The 20,656-nt window shown below is 37.5% G+C and carries 13 protein-coding genes; 3 read left to right on the top strand and 10 right to left on the bottom strand.

All coding sequences use genetic code 11. The features are described from left to right. Positions 1–15 precede the first annotated feature (15 nt). Entirely contained in the window at positions 16–1,503 is a 1,488-nt protein-coding gene (locus GQR38_RS12845; RefSeq protein WP_165721782.1) for a bifunctional 2-methylcitrate dehydratase/aconitate hydratase, read from the top strand. A gap of 171 nt (positions 1,504–1,674) precedes the next feature. Next, on the top strand, positions 1,675–1,878 hold the full coding sequence (locus GQR38_RS12840) for a hypothetical protein (RefSeq protein ID WP_024590352.1): 204 nt from the start codon (positions 1,675–1,677) through the stop codon (positions 1,876–1,878). Between the two features lie 76 nt (positions 1,879–1,954). On the opposite strand, the gene GQR38_RS12835 is transcribed toward GQR38_RS12840, so the two are convergent. The 9 genes from GQR38_RS12835 to GQR38_RS12795 form a co-directional block, all read right to left on the bottom strand. After that, the gene (locus GQR38_RS12835; RefSeq protein WP_165721783.1) at positions 1,955–4,513 is read right to left on the bottom strand and encodes a bifunctional diguanylate cyclase/phosphodiesterase; all 2,559 of its coding nucleotides are present in this window, start codon (positions 4,511–4,513) and stop codon (positions 1,955–1,957) included. Positions 4,514–4,967: 454 nt separating this feature from the next. Then, positions 4,968–5,315 (bottom strand): ATPase, encoded by a 348-nt coding sequence (locus tag GQR38_RS12830; protein WP_231609162.1) that lies wholly within the window; start codon positions 5,313–5,315, stop codon positions 4,968–4,970. A gap of 163 nt (positions 5,316–5,478) precedes the next feature. Beyond that, positions 5,479–6,462 (bottom strand): protease modulator HflC, encoded by a 984-nt coding sequence (gene hflC, locus GQR38_RS12825; RefSeq protein WP_165721784.1) that lies wholly within the window; start codon positions 6,460–6,462, stop codon positions 5,479–5,481. Further along, positions 6,459–7,400 carry an FtsH protease activity modulator HflK gene (gene hflK / locus GQR38_RS12820; protein ID WP_002962612.1) on the bottom strand — a complete coding sequence of 314 codons (942 nt, stop codon included), beginning with the start codon at positions 7,398–7,400 and terminating at the stop codon, positions 6,459–6,461. Before hflK ends, hflC begins: the two co-directional genes overlap by 4 nt. A gap of 497 nt (positions 7,401–7,897) precedes the next feature. Further along, a complete protein-coding gene (nhaA, locus tag GQR38_RS12815; RefSeq protein WP_165721785.1) occupies positions 7,898–9,262 on the bottom strand; it encodes a Na+/H+ antiporter NhaA in 1,365 nt (454 codons plus the stop codon). 170 nt (positions 9,263–9,432) lie between these two features. After that, positions 9,433–10,581: a N(5)-(carboxyethyl)ornithine synthase gene (locus GQR38_RS12810; protein ID WP_165721786.1), complete on the bottom strand. Its 1,149-nt coding sequence runs from the start codon at positions 10,579–10,581 to the stop codon at positions 9,433–9,435. A gap of 801 nt (positions 10,582–11,382) precedes the next feature. Beyond that, on the bottom strand, positions 11,383–14,238 hold the full coding sequence (locus tag GQR38_RS12805; RefSeq protein WP_165721787.1) for a hypothetical protein: 2,856 nt from the start codon (positions 14,236–14,238) through the stop codon (positions 11,383–11,385). Between the two features lie 904 nt (positions 14,239–15,142). Beyond that, positions 15,143–16,552, bottom strand: coding sequence for a sugar porter family MFS transporter (locus GQR38_RS12800; protein WP_346774069.1), 1,410 nt, complete (start codon positions 16,550–16,552; stop codon positions 15,143–15,145). Positions 16,553–16,605: 53 nt separating this feature from the next. Then, complete coding sequence (locus GQR38_RS12795) at positions 16,606–17,646, bottom strand: LacI family DNA-binding transcriptional regulator (RefSeq protein ID WP_101163905.1); 1,041 nt, start codon at positions 17,644–17,646, stop codon at positions 16,606–16,608. 211 nt (positions 17,647–17,857) lie between these two features. Here GQR38_RS12795 and GQR38_RS12790 point away from each other — a divergent pair, with 211 nt between their 5' ends. Further along, entirely contained in the window at positions 17,858–19,468 is a 1,611-nt protein-coding gene (locus GQR38_RS12790; protein WP_165721789.1) for a glycoside hydrolase family 43 protein, read from the top strand. 83 nt (positions 19,469–19,551) lie between these two features. On the opposite strand, the gene GQR38_RS12785 is transcribed toward GQR38_RS12790, so the two are convergent. Continuing rightward, positions 19,552–20,508: a Gfo/Idh/MocA family oxidoreductase gene (locus GQR38_RS12785; protein WP_165721790.1), complete on the bottom strand. Its 957-nt coding sequence runs from the start codon at positions 20,506–20,508 to the stop codon at positions 19,552–19,554. Positions 20,509–20,656 lie beyond the last annotated feature (148 nt).

Here is a 20,656-nt window from a genome sequence, read left to right as displayed (position 1 = left end):
AATTAAGGATACAAAATGAGTAGTAATACAGATAATAACACTCGCCCAGATTACGACAGTGTTATCCAGGATATCGCTGATTATGTATTAACGTTTGAAGTATCAAGCGCAGAAGCACTAAACACTGCACGTAATTGTCTAATGGATACCTTAGGCTGTGGACTGCTCGCTTTAAAGTTTTCACAATGTACCAAACTTCTTGGTCCAATTGTCAAAGGGACCATTGTTCCTAATGGCGCACGAGTACCAGGGACCTCGCTCATACTCGACCCTGTTAAAGCAGCGTGGGACATTGGTTGTACCATCCGCTGGCTCGATTACAACGATACGTGGTTAGCTGCTGAATGGGGGCACCCTTCTGATAACTTAGGTGCTATTTTAGCTGTAGCCGATCACTTGTCTCAAGTCAGAATCGCAAATTCACAGCCTCCCCTGACTATGCGAGACGTACTTGAAGCCATGATTATGGCGCATGAAATTCAAGGCGTTATCGCATTAGAAAATTCTTTTAATCGTGTTGGCTTATGCCATGTATTATTGGTGCGTGTAGCCTCAACGGCTGTTGTCACAAAAATGATGGGGGGCAGTAGAGAGCAAATAATGGCAGCCATATCTCAAGCATGGGTTGATGGTTCTGCACTGCGTACTTATCGTCATGCGCCAAACACTGGGTCTCGTAAATCTTGGGCTGCGGGCGATGCAACTTCCAGAGCAGTTTATTTAGCTGATATGGCAATGCGCGGTGAAATGGGTATACCCAGTGCATTAACAGCTGCGCAATGGGGGTTTTATGATGTCTCTTTCTCCAAAACTAATAAAGACCAAGCACTAAAGCCTGAAGCGGAGCGCACGTTTTCGTTCTCCCAAGGTTACGGTTCATATGTAATGGAAAACATTTTGTTTAAAATTTCTTTTCCAGCAGAGTTTCATGCGCAAACAGCAGCAGAAGCCTCCGTTATTTTGCACCCTCAAGTAAAGTCGCGTTTAGACGATATTGAGAAAATAATGATCCGCACCCACGAGTCAGCCATACGCATTATTTCTAAAACAGGACCGCTTGCCAACGCAGCTGACCGCGACCATTGCTTACAATATATGATTGCTGTTCCCTTGGCATTTGGGAACTTAACTAGCGATCATTATGAGGACGACTTTCACAACACGCACCCTATCATCGATAAACTACGCGACAAAATGGAGGTGTTAGAAGATAAACGCTTTACAGCTGAATACTTAGAGGCGGACAAACGCTCTATTGCCAATGCAATTCAAGTTTTCTTTAACGATGGTAGTAAAACAGAAGAAGTGGTTGTTCAGTACCCTTTGGGTCATCGCCGTCGTCGTGAGAAAGGCATTCCATTATTAGAGCTTAAATTCAAATCTAATTTAGCAACACGCCTTGCAACCCAACAATGCCAAACCATATTTACCCTTTGTAAAGATCAAGCCAAGCTTGAAAATACGCCAGTAAACAGCTTTATGGACTTATTTGTTATTCAATAAGTTAAATTGCAGTATGTACGGTGATACTGTAATACCAATTCACTTAATTAAGTGAGCTATTTTTAGGTAATAAAATAGCTCACTAACAAAGCGAGCTTATAATATACAATTGTTTTATATAAATATTTTTTAAAACGAAGCTTTAACAAAACACAGCAAACGGGACTTATTATGACTAATGAAATTAAACACTCAATTGCAAACTTTGCAGCCTTAGAAACTTCAATAGCAAATGGGGAAGAACAATCGGTAAAAGAATTATTAGCAGATCAGTCAATGCAAGAGCTAGAAAAAAGCTACCTGTTAGACTTAGCTAAACTCGGTAATAACAGCGCTATCATAAAGCTATTAAATGATATTCCCGTAAAAAAATAGACGCTCGTGGCTATGTTATTACTCCATAGCTGGCGAGTTAATCCATGTTGTAAGGTAATAATTGATTGTTCTCGTTTTACTTATGATGACTTGTTTTATTTAGGCTATTAATATAATCAATAAGATTATTTAAAGGTATTGGTTTGGAAAAATAATAGCCTTGAACCCTTATACTGCTGAATTGAGATAAATAGGCGATCAGCTCAGCATTTTCAACACCTTCAATGACCACTATTTTTTTAAGCTCTGTACAAATCTTGATGATACCTTCTAATAAAGCGCGTTCTTGGCCCTCATGCTCAGCACCAATCGTGAACTCCCGATCTATTTTTATAATATTAGCAGGCTGCCTCGACAAGTAAGAAAGGCTAGAATATCCAGCGCCAAAGTCATCAATCGCAACGTTAAAGCCCTTAGCCATCAGCTTTCTAAGAACGCCTTCGATAACCCCTTTTTCTGACATGACTGTTTCAGTCACTTCAACGGTGAGCCGATGCGGCTCTATACATTTATCAGAGACTAATTGGCAAATATATGCAACAAACCCTTGCAGCTGTAATTGCTGGGGTGAAAAATTAACAGCCACAGTAATATTTTTTAACTGCGCAGTATTACTCATATCTTTAAGTACCTGTGCTAGTACTTGTTTGCCAACTTCTAATATTTGCCCCGTTTGCTCTGCTATAGGTATAAAAATAGCCGGGGAAATATACGCACCATTACTTTTCCATCGCACCAAACTCTCAACACTAATCACTTTGTTATCAGATAAACTATGGATTGGTTGGTAATACACTTCTAAGTCACCATTTTTAAGCGCTTTTTGAAGCTCTCCTCTAATGTGGACTATTTCTTTATGCTTATCATCCATTAGCTTATGATAAAAACAAAGCTGATTCCCTCCAAGGGTTTTCGCACTGTCCATAGCAATATCTGCATGCTGTAATAGTACTTTTGAATTTCCTACTCTTTCTTTAGACATCGATATACCAGCGCTGGCTGTAAGATAAATATCAACGTCCTCTAAATAATAAACGTTTGCTAAAGAGCTTATTAATACTGATATTTCTTCTCTTAGTTTATCTTTACTTATATTACTGTAATAAAGAATAAACTCATCATTACCAAAGCGTGCTATTGAGTCGGCTGTCAGCGCGTTATTTTTAAGTCTTCTTGCAACTAGCTTGAGAACTTTATCGCCTATGGCATGCCCTAAACTATTATTTATAGAACTAAAGCCATCTAGGTTTATAAAAACCATTGCACACGGTGAGTTTAACGCTTTGGCCTGCTTAGACTGTTTAGCGTTTATTTCATCATCTAGCGCATCTCGGCGAATTAGCCCTGTTAACTCATCATATTTAGCCATTTTAAACAGCTTTTTTGATTGTTGTTTTAGTAGGTATGAAGAGTCTGAAGCAAGTATAAAAATATAGATAAAGATGAAAGTAAGCCAAATTATAATTTGTTCGACTTTTGCCCTTTCTTTTAATGCGGAGTAGTTATTAATAAAACTATATACATTGTGCTTTAAAATGCCCATTACATCGACTTTTTCTACAATATAGTCACTGTATAAACTCAATAGTATATTTAAATTGTATACGTTTTGCTTTTTAGCATTAACAGAAAAGTAAACTTGAGGCGTCAATTCAATAAATACATCAAACGTATTTAGATAATCTATGTATCTGTTCTCAATTAATAAATTCATGTCTAGTAAAGCTAAAACTTGATACTTACTGCCAGTAACTGAATTTATAGGTATCGAAAACATAATAGTCGGCGTACTCGTTTTCAACGTTAATGAATTAGCTGCAAATCTAACTTCATCCGTAGTTGTATTTAACCAGTTCACTACAGAATCACTTGATAGAAATCCACTGGAAATAAATTGCTTAGAAAATATGTCACCTTCAACTAACGTAAGATTTTCATCAAGAATAAGCATCCCTTTGATGATTTTATAATCCCTCGCATAATTTTTCATATCAACAGCGGCAAGCTTTAAAAAATTATCATGACTCACTTTTTCTAATCTCGACTTAATCCGAGATAATGACTTTTTATGCTCATCAAGGTTTTTATTAAGCATTGTCCCCACTAAGCTTATTTTTTCTCGTGCTTTTTCTTCTTCACTACTCACTGTTTTTACTGCACTAGCGTACCATAAAGACACACCCGTAAAGATAACTAAAAACATGACTGCTTTGGTAAACTTAGCCCCTTTAGTTATCGTTGCAGAACATAAAATTTTAATAATGAGCGCTGAGAAAAAAGAAAAAACCATAACGGCATTTAAAGCAGTAATAAATGGATTATCACTAATTAAAAAAAACTTTTCGTCAACGACTCCCCATAAGCTCAATTGAAAATTTAAGAAAAAAGCACACCCTAGAATGCCTAATACAGGAGTCACATATTTAACTTTTTTTGTAAATTTAAAATTAAATAATAAAGTTAAGATTGAGCCTAAAACTAGCGATATTAAAGCGGTACTAATAGAAATGATAGGCATCAGAGGTGCTTCAAGTAAAATACTCTCCAACCCACCCAAAATTACTACAACAACAAAAAACTGAATAAAGCCTAAATATAAAATACTTGCTGCTGATTGAGTTAGAGATAACCGCATGAGTCTGTTGTAACCTTCTAATTTGAGTCGCCAAGATCTTAAACTGTAAAGCAACTGCCGTATTAGTACAGTCAAATTTAATTATTTTGTATTATATTAAATGAAAGGATACAGCCTTTATAGCTAGATATTAAATTGAGGGAATAATCTAATGAAAAGTAAGTAGATTCATAGTCATGCCATATCATCTGCTTCTCATTTTAATACCAACCTGCATAAATATTTGAACAATTAAAACAAATTAAATCACTCTATAACGTTGTTAAATAGACCCCGTATAAGCAAATTGGTATAACTTAGTAACTAGGATTGACTGTCCGGATATGTTGAGCACACCGAATCATTTTACTTAACTCGATTAAAAGAAAAAATCCTTGATATAAATTGATATCACATACATTTGATTGAACTGACACCTTAGTAATACACTAATATTGCCAGTTCAATCAGTCGATTACATATCTGAAAATCGGTTAGCCGATTGCACAATTCTTTTTATCTCATTTTCTTCAATATCTTTTATTGTATCAAGCAACGTTTTTGCGCTTTCGATATCTACACGAGAATATATATGAATGTATAACTCAATAACTTGTTCATGATGGTTTACTATTTTCTCCATAATGTCTGAGATATCTAGCTCTTCAAAGAGTGAGTTGCAATCAACGCGCTCAATAATTGAGTGCTTTTCGATGTAATCAAAACACCAGGTGTTTAGCGCTTTTACGTCTGCCGTATTTTCAAATCCTTGTACAATATTCTCTAAACTCTCCTCATGCTCAGATAGGTAGCGAAGCATCATTCGTGCTCCCTCATCCTTATTTTGTTTAGAGCTCTTGTTTAGGCTATCTTTTAAGTTTTTGTGAAATAAAACGGTCCAATTGAGTACATCTCTAATTGTTTCAATTTGCATTTATTGCTCCTAAGTTTGATGATATCTATACAATATTTTAATATGAAGCATGCTAATTTTTAGGATTAGGCTCACTCACCTGAGTGTGTTGTAAATACTGAAATAGCTCACTGTCGGTCGATAATACCAATGTTGTGTTTTGGCTAAGGGCAAGTTCAAGCGCCTGCAACGAACGGGTAAATGCATAAAATGCGACTGCTTGATCATTTTTGTTATAGGCTGAGGCGTAAATAGCGGCTGCTTTAGCATCAGCTTTACCTCTAATTTCTGTTACTGCTCGGTAGGCTTCAGATTGAATTTTATCTAAGTCTCGCTCTCTGTTACCTTGTATACGGGCAGCTTCGCCTTTTCCTTCTGACAAAAAGCGTTCTGCTATTTGACGACGTTCGCTGATCATACGTTCATAGATTTTAGGGCGTACACTTTCATTATAATTAATACGTTTAAAGCGAATATCCATAAGCTCAATACCAAATACGCGCACTTTTTTTGCCGCCTCATTAAATATATCTTGCTCGACAACTAAACGTCCCATGCTTATAGGCACTAAACTACCAATATTTTGCTCTTTTTCAGCCTCGGTGAGTGACGAGTCACGCAAAGGTTGGCGATCTTTCGTTGTACGAATAATTTCGATTAATTCGTGTGTGGCTACTGCATTACGCGTTTCACTGCCAAAAATATCATCAAGTCTAGACTGTGCGCTTCGCTCATCACCTAAGCGTAAAAAATACTGCAACGGATCGGTAACCTGCCACCGCGCGTAAAGACTTACAGAAATATAAAGCTTATCTTTGGTCGGCATATCAGAAGGTGTTCCTTCCCATTCCAGCACGCGCTTATCAATAAAATTAACTTGCTGAACAAATGGCATTTTGAGTTGAATACCCGCCTCTCTAATTGGCTCACCAACCGGTTTACCAAACTGAGTAATAACAACCTGCTCTACTTCGTTAACCGTATATAAAGCGCTATATAAAGTAACCCCTACAAGTGCAGCTAAAATACTGCTGCCAACGATTAAATAAGATTTCATGGCTGCTGTCCTTTTAGTGAAGTTAAATTGAGTAAAGGTAATACACCGCGTGCTTCGCTATCGATAATAATTTTATTTTTTATCGTTGGCATAACATCTGTCATTGTTTCTATATATATTCGTCTGCGTGTTACCTCAGGTGCCAGTTGGTACTGTGCAAACAGTGCATTAAAACGCAGAGCGTCGCCTTCAGCTTCATTAACTCGCTTAAGGCGATAACCGTCAGCCTCTCTTATTCGTTGGTCGCGCTCCCCCTCAGCAAGCGGAATAACGCGGTTATATTCGCGACGCGCTTCGTTAATCAACTTTTCTTTTTCTTGTTGAGCCTGATTAACTTCATTGAACGACCCTTGTACTGGTACGGGTGGATTAATGTTTTTTAGTTGAACCTGATCAATACTAATCCCCATTACATATTTGGTTGCCAATGCCTGCATTTTTTGTAATGCCTCAATTTCAATCCCTTGCCTGCCAATGGTAATTACTTCATCTACAGTTCTATCGCCTACAACTTCACGCATAACTGATTCAGACACGTATCGTAAAGTGCCTGCCGGGTCGCGCACCTCAAATAAGTACTTTTGGGGATCGGCTATCCGATATTGAATTACCCATTCAATCAGCGCAGTGTTTAAATCGCCAGTTACCATTTGGGTTTCTTCGCGTTGATTTGTTGCAGGTGAAATTTTTGGCGCAAATGAGCGAATATTATTTTCAGGATTAATATTTTGATCTGGGTCGGAGGCTCCAGGAGTAGAAAAACCAAACTCCTGCTTTAATTGCCGCTTAGTAGGCACTATTGTGACGTGATCAACACCTAATGGGATTTTTACATGTAAGCCCGCAGGTAGAATTTCTTGAAACTTACCAAACCTTAATACCAAAGCAACTGAATCACTGGGAACGGTATAGACTGCGCTATAGCCTGTAGCAATCAATCCCAAAAACAGTACTATGGTTAAACTTGTGCTAAATTTTCCACTCAGCAACTTCTTATACTTTTTAAACGCACCGCTCATCACTTTATCGATATCTGGCGGACCGCTTTTACTTTTAGAATTTGGACTATTTTCGTTTTGTGTAGAAATAATATTCTCCTTTTTAAGAAACCAAAAATATGGAGCCTTATTACTACTTTAGATTGTCATAAGCGCTAGCGTGCTTCGCAATCTAGGTGATAACTTCCTCTGTATAATTTAAGGGTAATAATTTAGGGGTAATGATTTAAGGAATAGTTTTAAGATTTAAATTCATGCACTTATAGATTAATTTAAAGCCAAAAAACCTTAGTAAGACATTAGCGTATTTATTTTAATTGGTCTGTTCGCTACAACACATAGCGTGTTTTAAACAATAGGTTTAATTGATAAATAAAGGGTTAAGTACAACTAATGAGTACACATTATTGAATACCCATTAGCCCCTTAACGCCCTATTATGGCGTTGAATTAATTGATTTATTGCTCTTTTTTGAGGCAACCACTCGAATATATAAAACCCCAAGTATTGCAGAAAGAACCGAAGCCACTAAAACCGATGTTTTTGCGTTATGAAGATGCTCGGCTTGCCCATCAAACCCCAACGTAGCAATAAAAGTAGACATGGTGAATCCAATCCCGGCGATAAGTGAAGCACCAATAACATGTTGAAGATTGATACCTTCTGGCAAGCAACCTATTTTGTAGCGTAAAGCAAGCCAACACGCACCCGAAATACCAATAAACTTACCAACAACAAGACCACTAATAATACCTAAGCCAACGGGATCACTGAGACTTTCAACAAATGAACTAAAGTTAAAAACCACACCCGCATTAACTAAAGCAAATAGCGGTAAAATAAACAGTGCGACAGGCAGGTGCAGCACATCTTCCCACCGACGCAAAGGTGTACCTGCATTTTCGGCTAAATCACGAATTTCGAGTACCTGTTTATGATCCTGTCTGCTAGCCAGAACATCTACTTTCTCAATTTCTTTTTGCATAGAGGTAATGGTTGTTTTTGCCTTTTCAAGCGACCTTCCTGAGCCCAACATTGAGCGTGCAGGAGCCGTTAAAGCAATAGCAACACCTGCTACAGTAGGATGAACACCTGACTGCAACATCATCCACCAGGTGGCAAGACCAATAATAATGTAAAAAAGCGGCTGCCTTATTCCGGCATAATTGGCGGCTACTAAAAAAGCAAATAGAACAACAGCGCATGACAAATACATCACCGATATTTCTTGGGTATAAAACACGGCAATAACGAGTATTGCCCCCACATCGTCAACAATCGCAAGACCTACAATAAAAGCCAACAAGCTTGTTGGTATATGTTTTCTTACAATTGTAAGCACACCTAATGCAAACGCAGTGTCGGTTGCCATGGGTATACCCCAACCAATCAGTGAATCTTGCCCCCAGTTAAACAGCGAATAAATACCAGCAGGCACGACCATACCGCCTATGGCGCAAAAAATGAGCATGTGTCTATTTTTGGGCTCAGCTAAATCTCCAGCAAGTACCTCTCGTTTTATTTCAAGCCCAAGCAATAAGAAAAATATCACCATCAAACCATCATTAATAATGTGTTTAAGCGAGGTTTGTAGCTCAAAGTCTCCTAATGAGACTCCAATAGGCGTGTGTACTAAGTTCAGATAGGTAGCTGAATAAGCTGAATTTGCCCACCATAGTGCAATGATCGTAGATACCAGAAGAAACAGACTAGAGGTGGTTTGAGCACGCATAAAATTAGAAAATGGGTCGTGCATATAGTCTAAGCCACGATTTAGTATATTTTTAGAATCGTTAGGCATATCAGGTAGCCTTATAAATTGTGGGTGTTCGTTTTATCAAAACTTTTAAGATTTAAGTTCTCCAGTTTTACTATCAGTCAACAAACACTTCGCCTTAAAATTACTAGCATTAAGACGAAGTGCACACCCCTAATTAATCTAATGTAAAATTAGATTAGAGATAAATTTAATCATTGTGTTATTACGTTATAAGGGTAAATATTTTCGCGGTTTTGGAATGCCAAAATAGCTGTATTTTTAATTATTCCTTGCTCAATGTTTATTGCACGGCGAATGGTTTCATCTTTTTGCCACTGCAAAGCACCTTTAAGTATCGTTTGTAAATATACAATGAGCGCCGCAGAAATTGAACGCGTCGCGCTTTCCCATAAATAACTCGGTGTATGATCAACGCCATAATAATCCGTGTTGTTATATCTAAATAAAGGGTTTTTAAACGTTGTCGGCTTTGCAAAAAAGAATCCCATCCCCTCATCACAGCTAACATCAATAATTAAGCTGTTTGGTTTTAAGCAGTCGGCTTCTGATTCAATTACAAAGTTAACCGGATGAGCTGTTTCTTGATAAGTCCCGTTCACGATAATATCGGCTTCGCTAATAAGATCGCTAAGTGGTCGATTAGTCCCATCATGTTCAACAACCATCATGCGAGCCTCTCCTTCAAGACCTTCTCGTACCTTAACATAATGACAATCTAATATTTCTTCACGCACTTCATGATCAGGTCGCTGAATACAAATTGTAATATCTCTAAAGCCATGCGCTTTAAGAGCATAAATAGCGCCTCTACTCACTGCACCAAAACTAAATATAATCGTTTTACGTTGATCGCCATAATGACCATCAATACCCTTAAGTTGCAAAGCATGTATTACAGCGCAATACCCTGCCATTTCATTGTTTTTATAAAAAGTATGGCGCCCTGCATTTCCTTGTGGTGACCACACATACATATCTTCAAAAGCAATTAAGGTAAGTTTACGTTCTATCGCCGCTTGTGTTATTTCATGCTGTTGAACGCAGTGGGCATAGCCCCAAATAGTGCCTCCTTCGCGCATTTCTTCTAAGTCAGCAAGTACAGGCTTTGCAATAATGGCCGTGCCAATATGGGTAAGTATTTCGCTGCGAGATGCAATGCCACCCGTTAACGTTGCAATATATTCATCGCTAACATTAAAAGCGGTGCCATAGCCTTGTTCAAACACCATTTGTTTTCTAAGATTTTCGGGAATTCGTAATAAATGCTCTGGGTGAATAGGATACCGTCTTTCATCTGTCTTGCGGGATGTTCCGATAACGCCGATAGTTAATTCACTCATGCTAAGTCCTGTTTATAAAGTAAGTACGCTTGAGTTCACCAACGAATCATCATACTTCGCCAATAAACTTAGGCGGTGTTTTTTCTGTACGTTTGTGGCTCGGATGAACCAACTCTAATTTACAAAGGTGTAATTTTGACAATAAATAATGAAGAGCAGTGAGTTAACTTGCATTGAGTTGCAAGCTGAAGACTATTACCTTTTGAGTAAAAGTGCTAACTGAGTATATCAGAAATAAGTATTACTAACTTGGGTATCTCAAACTGAAATAAAGGGAGTACTCGCTAATTACTGAGGTTTTAACTTAATGATTTACTTTGTAGAACAGATTTGATGAGCTTTGTATTGGGCTAGCTGAACGTTTGTCTTTAACGCCAACTTCGGCTATGTGCCAGTGTAGGTTGGATAAGCGAAGCGCCATCCGACACAGTAAAATACCTTGCCAATTATTATCAACATTTTATGTTGTCGAGTGGCTGGAGAGTGCCATTTACGGACAATCAGTATTGGAATTTAAGTCTATACTGATGGTCGCAAAACCACCATAGCCGTCATTCATCATATAATGGTTAATGATCACTTTGTGCACAAAGTTAGCCTAATGCTAAAACTTTGGAAAGCCATGAATTTTATTTTTCAATTGATGGGTGTCCTAAACTTTAAAACTTTGTGATAGCTGAGTTGGTGTTCATGTTATCAAGGAATTAGCAGGTCATAAATCAATTCAAGCTACGGCTCATTATTTGGCTACTTCATCTGCAACCCACCTTAATGCTGTAGAACTAGTGTAATAATCGGCTTTTATTCATATTGAGTAATATCAAACCTAGTAATGCTTGGATATTGCTTTTCGATTTCTGCTATTTGCGGTACATGCTGACTAGAGTAGTTTTTTAGCAGGAATACGTAAAATTGAGCAAACATCTTTTCTTGTTTTTTTCCTTTGATTAACCGGCGAATTTTTTCTATCAATACAAGAACATTTTCTTGGTCTTTAACAATTTGGTTAAATATACTTGGCAAGTTTTTATGTATAAAAACTAAAAGATCAAATTTGGCTTTTTTATTATCAACGTTTATTGCTTTATTGAAAATCGAATCTGCTATTTTGGCAATATTTTCTTGGAGTATTCTTTTTACCAATGTCTCATCATTTTCTTCGTCCATAATTGCTTTTAATATTATGAGTTCATTTTTACATTCTGAACGGCCATCAAAATCCATTTGATATCTCATGCCACTTTTTATTTTTTCAAAAGAAAATTCAGGTGATATCACTACAAATAGTTCATTAACGTAATTGTATTTATTTACTATTTTGGCAATATGGTTTTGGTAATTAGTGTTTTCTCGATTTTGTAAAATGGAAATTATACATTTGTGAAAATGATCTAATTTCTCATCGCTTTCATAAATTTTATATAATTTGTTGTAATTAAATTTATTAGATATTTCTTTTAATTTTCCCTCATCATATAAGGCTAAAAATATCAATATATCGCAATAACTTTGTACATCTACGGCTTCTAGACTTTCAAAGGCTTGTAAAATTGATTCTATTGAAAGCTCTCTTGCTAAGCACTTTGCCCTTTTCTTGAGCCTCGAGTCAGTTCTTTCTATTCCTAGAATTGCATGAGTTACACCGAAGTAGTGGCTAATTAGGTCACTTAAAGAACTATAAGCACTCATTAAATCTTTGTTCAGTAATTCGCTTATTCCTTTTATGTTGTGTTTTACCTGTTCATCAGCCCAATCACTATTTATGCAGGCTAACTGGTCAATTAATTTTGAAAACTGATAACAAGCAGTGTCATTAGAAAACGCAGATATATTTATTTCAAACGTAGATGTCTCAAATAGTTTTTTTTGGTAGTCCTTACATTGTTCATCAACAAAGAACTGCATTCGGTTTAATAGATATGCAAACCTAGGCCTATCTTCAATGTGGGCGTTAACCATTGCGTCGAAAACAACTTTAATATGCTTTTCAGATACTGTCAGAAATTTATTATCTTCATTGCACAGAGTGTTAATCAAATTTCCTAATTGATACGCAGTTTTTCGGCAAACATCTAGAAGCCATTTTTCAAGAATGGAATTATCTTTTTTCAACAGGCTTAAAACATCTTTATTAAGTCGAATTAATGAGTTTAATTTAGTTACTATTGCTGGTGCATCTTGTATTTTAATTGTGCTAGCAAGAAGGTTTGAAGTAACCTCTTCGGTTATACCTCGTGTATTTAATTCGTACTTTCCTCTTCTAAAATCAAACATGACAAACTCAATCAAATTAGAATGACCTGTGAGGTATGCATCTGTTTTCAGAATCAAGGCTATAAGGTTTAAAAGATACTCTAATTCGTCAGCGGAATTGTTTTGTGACAAAAATAGTTTCAAAACTCGCCGTGAGTATTCGTAGTGTTTGTTCTTAATGTTACCTTCGATAGACACACAATATTTGTTTAATGCAGTCTCGGCTTTTTGAAGCCATTGATTATCATTATTGAACTGTTTCAGTGCAGTCAATATAATTTGCTTACTAACTCCATTATCTAACGTCGCAAACTGAAAAATAGCGACTGTTACAATAGCCATGCTAAGTTTTTGATCATTTTCTAATAAATCTAAATCTTGTTTAGCAGCATTCCACCCCTCAGTTAAAGAGTAATTAAATAACCAAGGCGTACTTTCTCTCGAAGCCCTAAAAATCCTAGCATCGATTCTATCGTGATGGTCTTTTTTGTTAGTTTTCAAACCAATAAGTTTTAAAGTTTCTGAAATTTGATCTTTATTCTCTAAACAATACTTTTCCAACATCTTGACCTGAGATATTGGTGAAATTTCAACAAAAGGGTAATTTCTTAAGAAGCGATCGTCAATTGATGTACTTGAGTTCCAATTAGCAAGTATTAAGCAGTTTTTATATGCACTACTTAAAATAACCTCAAGAAAATTAGGGTCAAGTATTTGTGCATCATCTATCACTAAGACAGAATTGTCCTGAGGTGGAGCAAGAGTAAAGTTATTTGTAAATAATTCTTTGTGGATGTTAAATACTGCGTAACCCTGCTTATAAAAGTTATATGCAACTTGGTAAGTTAATAATGATTTTCCACTTCCACTACACCCTTTAATAATGCATTTATTTGCTAATTGAAGTTTATTAGTAATATCCGAAATGATTGCTTTGCTTGATGGGCAAGATTCAACATTTTTCTCATTAAGCCCAGTGCAAGATAACGCTGTTGAATAGTCACTTTCTAGAAATTGAAAGTTCACTGTTTTAAACAATACAAAAGGCTTCTCAATATATATCCTTGACTTTGCTACGTCTTCAGAATATGACTTCCAACCAAACAAAACTTCTGCCGAATATCCCGTACCTTTGTTTTTATCAATTATTGTTGAACATTTGTTACATAGGTGAATAGCATTAGAAATATGACTCCGTTCCTCTTCTGAAAGGCTAGGATTGGCTCTTGGTCCATTATCAATGGAGGCAGAATAAATATGAGCAGCGACACCTACATATTCCTTTTCATTTGGAATAATAGATGGTCCAATTGTGGAAACACCACAAGAAGGGTTTGAGCAATGAAAACCGACTCGTTCTGCTAATAACCTTTTATCTGCTGGAGTAAAATCATGCCTAGCCATAAATCATTATTTCCATCTACTAATTAGTCCAATCCAATTTTGACATATTTAATGTAATTATTTCTACTCAACCAAATGGTAATAAAGTCAATTCATTAAATATCAAGAGGTAAGTACATTCAAATGCGAATGAAGTGTATAGAGGTTAACTTATTGCAGAAATGCTCAAAAATATCAATTGTGACTATTTTTTTGCTCCGCTAGGCAACAAAATATCACCCTCGCTGTTATACGAATTTCACTATAGAACGAATAATGGAGGATGTCCCCATTATATCTACAACAGGTTGAAAAGGTTAATACTCTATGAACAGTGAACAGTGGGACATCACCCATGAATTTTATTATTTAAATTGATGGGTTCTAAATTTTCTACTGGCAATTTATTAACGTTCACTATCTAAATATCAACGGCAGCAATGAGCTTGAAGCAGTCATACAATGTAAAAAATACGACTGACTGCTTATCGCTCACTGCAGACTATCAGCTGTATTTGCTTTTTAGTTGCTTATTACACAAACTGCGCAACTACGTCTTGTTAAAAAAGCTACGTCACGTCTAATATTATTCATTTTTAAACATGGCCGAAGGTTGATGACCCAGTTAACAACTAAGGGAAAACGGCGATCGAGGCAGCTTAAATCGAAATAATAAAAGTTTAAAAAATGATGTTAAACGCTATTGCAAATCGTGATATTGAACAAGCGACTTACACTTTACTTAAATGCATTAATAATTTAACTATTGAGAAATGAGATAGTTGCTGCGAGTTTATAAAATGTTTGGGTTTAGTAAAAAGAAAGCTTAACGAGTGAAGCAGTCTAACAACGCCAAAACTATTGCTTTAGTTCTATTATTCTAGTTCTGTTGCTTTAGTTTTGGCGCTTATTAAAGGGGTAATATTTACCCTTTCATTTGTTCAAGCTCTTTACCTTTGGTTTCGTGTAAAAACTTAAATACAAATATGACTGAAACAAACGCGCAAAATGCGTAAAAACCATACGCACCTGCTAAACCTATACCAGTGAGCATGACAGGGAACGACCATGTAATTAAAAAGTTAGCTATCCACTGGGCAAAGCCGGTAACTGCAAGGCCAGAGCCGCGAATTTGGTTAGGGAACATTTCGCCTAACATAACCCACATTACAGGGCCCCACGATAAGTTAAAAAAGAACACATACGCATTAGCGGCTATTAAAGCAACTATGCCCTGCTCTCCTAATTCTAAGTTACCTGTTGAGCCAATATCTGCGTTTAAAAAGGCATAAACAATAACCGAAAGCGTCACCGTCATACCAATTGAGCCGGTTAACAAAAAAGGTTTTCTGCCAATTTTGTCTATAAAACACATGGTAATAAACACCGCTAAAATACTTACAAATCCGCTTATTATATTAATGAGTAACGCGTCAGATTCAGTAAAGCCTGCTGCTTGCCAAAGTACCGCGCCGTAGTAAAAAACAACGTTAATGCCTACTAATTGCTGAAATGTAGCTAAGCCAATTCCTATCCAAACAATGGGGCGTAAACGTTTTTTAGGTTTATCAATAAGATCAGATAATTTAGGGTGGTGTTTATCGCCAGCAAGAGACTCTGCTATTTCATTTAATTTAAGAGCGGCAGTTTCAGCACCATATAATGACGATAAAACACGTGCAGCAGCGTCTTTTTTACCAGCCATAATTAGGTATCGCGGGCTTTCGGGGATAAAAAATAAAGCACTTAAAAACAAGCATGCAGGTAATAATTCAACCCAAAACATCCAACGCCATGTTTCAAAGTCGAGCCAAAATATAGCCGTAGAGCCGCCAGCCGTATTTGCTAAAAAGTAGTTACTTACAAATGCGCTAAACAAACCAAAAATTATAGCCACTTGTTGCAGTGTAGAGAGCGTTCCTCTGTATCGTGCGGGGGCAATTTCGCTAATATAAGCTGGGGTCATAACCGATGCAGCCCCTACCGCTAAGCCGCCTAAAATTCGATAAATCACAAATTCAAACGATGTGACTGACACACCCGAACCCCAAGCACTTATAATAAATAAGGCTGCAGCAAAAAGTAAAATTGGACGACGTCCAAATTTATCAGCCAATCGACCTGCGCAAAACGCACCAATTGCACAACCAATTAGCATGCTCGATACGTTAAATCCCGTACCCGCACTACTGGAGCCAAACGCTGTTTGGAGTCCATCAACCGTGCCGTTAATTACACCGCTGTCAAAACCAAATAAAAAACCGCCAATGGTCGCAACAAAGCAAACCAGTACTATTAAAAGTACATTTTCTTTCTCGTTCATAAGTATCCATATTGTGTGTTGTTGTTATTTTATATAGATTTTGAAGCTCAAAAGGGTGTGCTTATTTAGTTGTTTTTATTGGTTGAGCTTGATTCTCTTTCTATTAATTCAAAATCTAAAATATGTCTTAAGTCTAAGCTTTTTACATTGCTTAAATCGTTATACTGACCCGATGCAAGTAAAGTGATGGCAAGCTCAGCCATTTCATTAATGGGCTGTTTTACCGTAGAAATATTTGGCCAAACTATGGTTGCAAGTTGCGTGTCATCAAAGCCGACAACCGACAGTTCGCTTGGAATATTAATACCTTGTTTTTGAGCTATTGAGATTACAGCGGCTGCCATGTCATCGTTAGCTGCAAAAATAGCTGTAGGCTTATCATCAAGTGAAAGTAATTTTATTGCCGCTTCCATGCCCGATTGATAAGTAAAACTGCCCTGCTCTATATACTCAGGTGGCGTTATTATTTTATTAGAGCGCAGTGCATCTAAATAACCTTGGTAACGCAAACGGCTAACACCTTGTTTAGTGTCGCCAATAATATGTGCAATTTTGCTATGCCCTTGATTTATTAAATGCTCTGTAACATCAAACGCTGCTTGGTAATCGTCCATGCATATATAAGGGGATCGATTTAATTTTGTATCTGGCGTTATTCTTACAAATGGTACTTGTGCTTTAGTAAGCACATCTAAAACCTGTTCGTTGTCGCACATAGGAGGCAGTAAAATCATGCCATCAACCTGTGTAACATCAATAAGTTGCTTTACCGATTCAATTGTTTTGTCAATATCGCTATGCGCTTCGTCAACAACAAGGTGGTAGCCCAGTGCGCGGCATTTTTTAAGCGCTGCCAATAAAAATTGGCTTATGTAAGAGTCACTTGGGTTATCGTATAAAAGCCCTAAAAAGAATGACTTAGTACTAGCAAGGCGCCTAGCAGACACATTTGGCCTGTAATTTAATTGCTCAACAACAGCCATTACTTTTTCGCGGGTTTTGTCGCTTACTTTTTTGTCTTGGTTGAGCACGCGCGAAACTGTCATCATTGATACACCAGCCTGCTCGGCTACATCTTGTATTCTTGCTCTTTTAGGATCGGCCATTACTGTTATTACCTACTCACAATCAGTGGATTGTTATAATTAACTTTCTTAATTTTCATTATACATAATTGTAAAGCTTGATATTGTTTACAGCGCGTTTTAAATGATTACTTATTGACAAAGTCTTATACTACACCGAAAATGTTAGCGCTAACAACAAATTTATAGTATTCACACCCAATAATATAAAAAACTTAAAAAGGCCTATATTATGAGCATGCTGCAAAACCCAATTCTAAGAGGCTTTAACCCAGACCCAAACATTGTCAGAGTTAATAACGACTACTACATAGCCACCTCAACTTTTGAATGGTTTGGCGGTGTACAAATTCACCACTCTACCGATTTAGTTAATTGGCGAGTTATAGGCCAAGCACTTAATACCGTAGAGCAACTTGATATGCGAGGAGTGCCCGACTCTTGCGGTGTATGGGCACCGCAACTTAGCTACAACAATGGGCGTTTTTATTTGGTGTATACCAATGTAAAAAGCTTTGATGGCCCATGGAAAGACACGCCAAATTATTTTGTATCAACCACTGATATTACCGGCAACTGGTCACAAGCGACTTACTTAAATTCTAGCGGTTTTGATCCGTCTATTTTTCACGATGATGACGGTAAAAGTTATTTGCTAAACATGCTGGTTGATCACCGCGACAACAAACTCTTTGGTGGCATAGTAATGCAAGAGCTTTGCCTAAAAACCAATAAGTTAATAGGCGATGTTAAACCTATATTTGCAGGCACAGAGCTTGGTTGCACTGAAGGCCCGCATATTTTAAAACGCGGCGATTACTACTATTTAATTACCGCTGAAGGTGGCACAGGGTATGAACACTGCATTAGTATTGCGCGCTCTAAAAACGTATTTGGCCCTTACCAAGTACACCCATACAACCCCGTTATTACAGCAGCCCACGAGCCGAGTAATGCGCTACAAAAATGTGGCCATGGAGATTTTTTTCAAACACAAACCGGTGATTGGTACACGGTATTTTTAACATCAAGGCCACTGTCTGAGCGCGGCCGCTGCATTACTGGGCGTGAAACAGGGATTGAGCAAATAATCTGGAAAGACGATGGCTGGCCTTATGCAAAACACACAAATAAAGCCCCCAGAATACACGTACCCGTTGAAGGTTTAACGCTAAACCCACAGCCGCAACCCACAACACATATTGATTTTAGTAACGATGGGCTTACTGTTGATTTTCAGTCATTGCGCATACCTATGTGCAAAAATTGGGTGTATAAGAACACCCAAAAATCATCGCTCACCCTAGTGGGGAAAGAGTCTTTAAGCTCATTGCATCAGCAAAGTTTTATTGCCAGGCGTGTACAAGCTCATCATACTGTTAGCAGCACATGCGTTGATTTTGCGCCGAGCAGTTTTCAGCAAATGGCGGGGCTTGTATGTTATTACAACACCGCTCATTACTACTATTTACATATAAGCGGCGGCGATGTAGGCGATGAAACCACACCACGTTATTTAAATGTAATAAGCTGTGATAAATACCAAACAAGCACGCCTGTTGCACCGCTTTTGCTTAAAACAAACAAGCCTGTTTACTTAAAAGCTGATTTTGATGGCGCTCAGCTGCAGTTTTACTACGCCACCGAAAAAAACCGCTGGATAGAGTTTGGCCCAGTGCTCGATGGCAGCATTTTATCTGATGATTACGTGCAGCAATCACCGCAAGGGTATCGACCGTGTTTTACCGGTGCTTTTATTGGTATGGCGTGCCAAGACTTATCGGGACAAAATAAAGAAGCTCACTTTTCATTTTTTAACTATGACGAACCTAGCGGCGAATAAGTCGCCGCCAGTTAAGTCTATTAGTTGATTTAGAGCTGATATAAAACCATTTAAAAGCTTTTAAAAGCTCATTTAAAGTTCTATTAAAACAGGGCTTTAATACGCTCCATTTGCGATTGTAAAAGTAAACTTTGAGAGTGGCTCATAATGTCACTCTCTCGTTTATTTTCGCTCAGTAAGCGCCCTACTTCTTGCGCTTCAAAACTGTAACCTTGTGACTGCCTGCCATCTTCAAAACGCTCAATTAAGTCATCAAGCTCATACAAAGAGCACTCATAAGCTCTAAATGCATCGGGTATTTTTATATAGCCTTTGTCACCAATAATATACGCACCATTCCCTAACCGGCATTGAAATGACGTTGCTAAGCTCACCATTACATCGCCACAATTAGCAGTAATAAGTACATCGTCTTCCACGCCTTTGTAGCGAATATTTGCTCTTACGTGTAAGTTTTCAAGGTCGTTATTTAAAAAGTAATTGGCAATGGCAAGCGGATAAATTCCCATATCAAGTAAACAACCGCCCGCTAAATCTGGGTTGTATTCACGCCCATCGGGATTAAAAGGCACAGGGTAGCCAAAGTCAGCTTTAACATGTTTAATAGTGCCAATTCGCCCTTGCTCTACCCATTGTTTTGCTTTTTGTATTGCAGGTAAAAAGTACGTCCACATGGCTTCCATTAAAAATACGTCGTGCTTTTTAGCCAGTAAAGACAACTGCTTACACTCTTCAGCTGAGACCGTAATAGGCTTTTCGCACAATACATGCTTACCTGCTTTAATAGCATCGCTGGCATTTTTAAAGTGAAAGTTATGCGGGGTCGCAATGTAAACTACATCAACGTTTTTATCGTCAAATAATGCTTGATACCCTTCGTAGGCATTTGCCGCGCCATACTTGCTCGCAAAGGCGCTTGCATCTTCCCCACTTCTTGCTGCAACCGCGTACGCAACACCATTATTGGTATGTACTAAGTCTTCACAAAATTGTGCAGCAATTCGGCCACAACCAACAATACCCCAGTTTATTTTTTTCATAGTGTTTCCTTATGATCTTAAAAAGAAATTTAAGTGAACTCCAACAACCAAGCAATAAACTTGCAAATTAATTGTTAAACATAGTTTAAAACTAGCTTGACTTAACAATATCAAATCATTAATGTTAGCGCTAACACTAAAACAACAT

It is taken from the genome of Pseudoalteromonas sp. c7(2019), assembly GCF_011378625.1.
GTDB lineage: Bacteria > Pseudomonadota > Gammaproteobacteria > Enterobacterales > Alteromonadaceae > Pseudoalteromonas > Pseudoalteromonas arctica.
The sequence above is the reverse complement of the archived record's forward strand: the minus strand, read 5'-3'. Positions and strand labels throughout refer to the sequence as shown.

What these genes read in the sequence shown, in the direction of transcription:
- GQR38_RS12845 (WP_165721782.1), top strand. Translation starts at nt 16, where the DNA reads ATGAGTAGTAATACAGATAATAACACTCGCCCAGATTACGACAGTGTT.
- GQR38_RS12840 (WP_024590352.1), top strand. Translation starts at nt 1,675, where the DNA reads ATGACTAATGAAATTAAACACTCAATTGCAAACTTTGCAGCCTTAGAA.
- GQR38_RS12835 (WP_165721783.1), bottom strand. Translation starts at nt 4,513, where the DNA reads ATGCGGTTATCTCTAACTCAATCAGCAGCAAGTATTTTATATTTAGGC.
- GQR38_RS12830 (WP_231609162.1), bottom strand. Translation starts at nt 5,315, where the DNA reads ATGATGCTTCGCTACCTATCTGAGCATGAGGAGAGTTTAGAGAATATT.
- hflC (WP_165721784.1), bottom strand. Translation starts at nt 6,462, where the DNA reads ATGAAATCTTATTTAATCGTTGGCAGCAGTATTTTAGCTGCACTTGTA.
- nhaA (WP_165721785.1), bottom strand. Translation starts at nt 9,262, where the DNA reads ATGCCTAACGATTCTAAAAATATACTAAATCGTGGCTTAGACTATATG.
- GQR38_RS12810 (WP_165721786.1), bottom strand. Translation starts at nt 10,581, where the DNA reads ATGAGTGAATTAACTATCGGCGTTATCGGAACATCCCGCAAGACAGAT.
- GQR38_RS12805 (WP_165721787.1), bottom strand. Translation starts at nt 14,238, where the DNA reads ATGGCTAGGCATGATTTTACTCCAGCAGATAAAAGGTTATTAGCAGAA.
- GQR38_RS12795 (WP_101163905.1), bottom strand. Translation starts at nt 17,646, where the DNA reads ATGGCCGATCCTAAAAGAGCAAGAATACAAGATGTAGCCGAGCAGGCT.
- GQR38_RS12790 (WP_165721789.1), top strand. Translation starts at nt 17,858, where the DNA reads ATGAGCATGCTGCAAAACCCAATTCTAAGAGGCTTTAACCCAGACCCA.
- GQR38_RS12785 (WP_165721790.1), bottom strand. Translation starts at nt 20,508, where the DNA reads ATGAAAAAAATAAACTGGGGTATTGTTGGTTGTGGCCGAATTGCTGCA.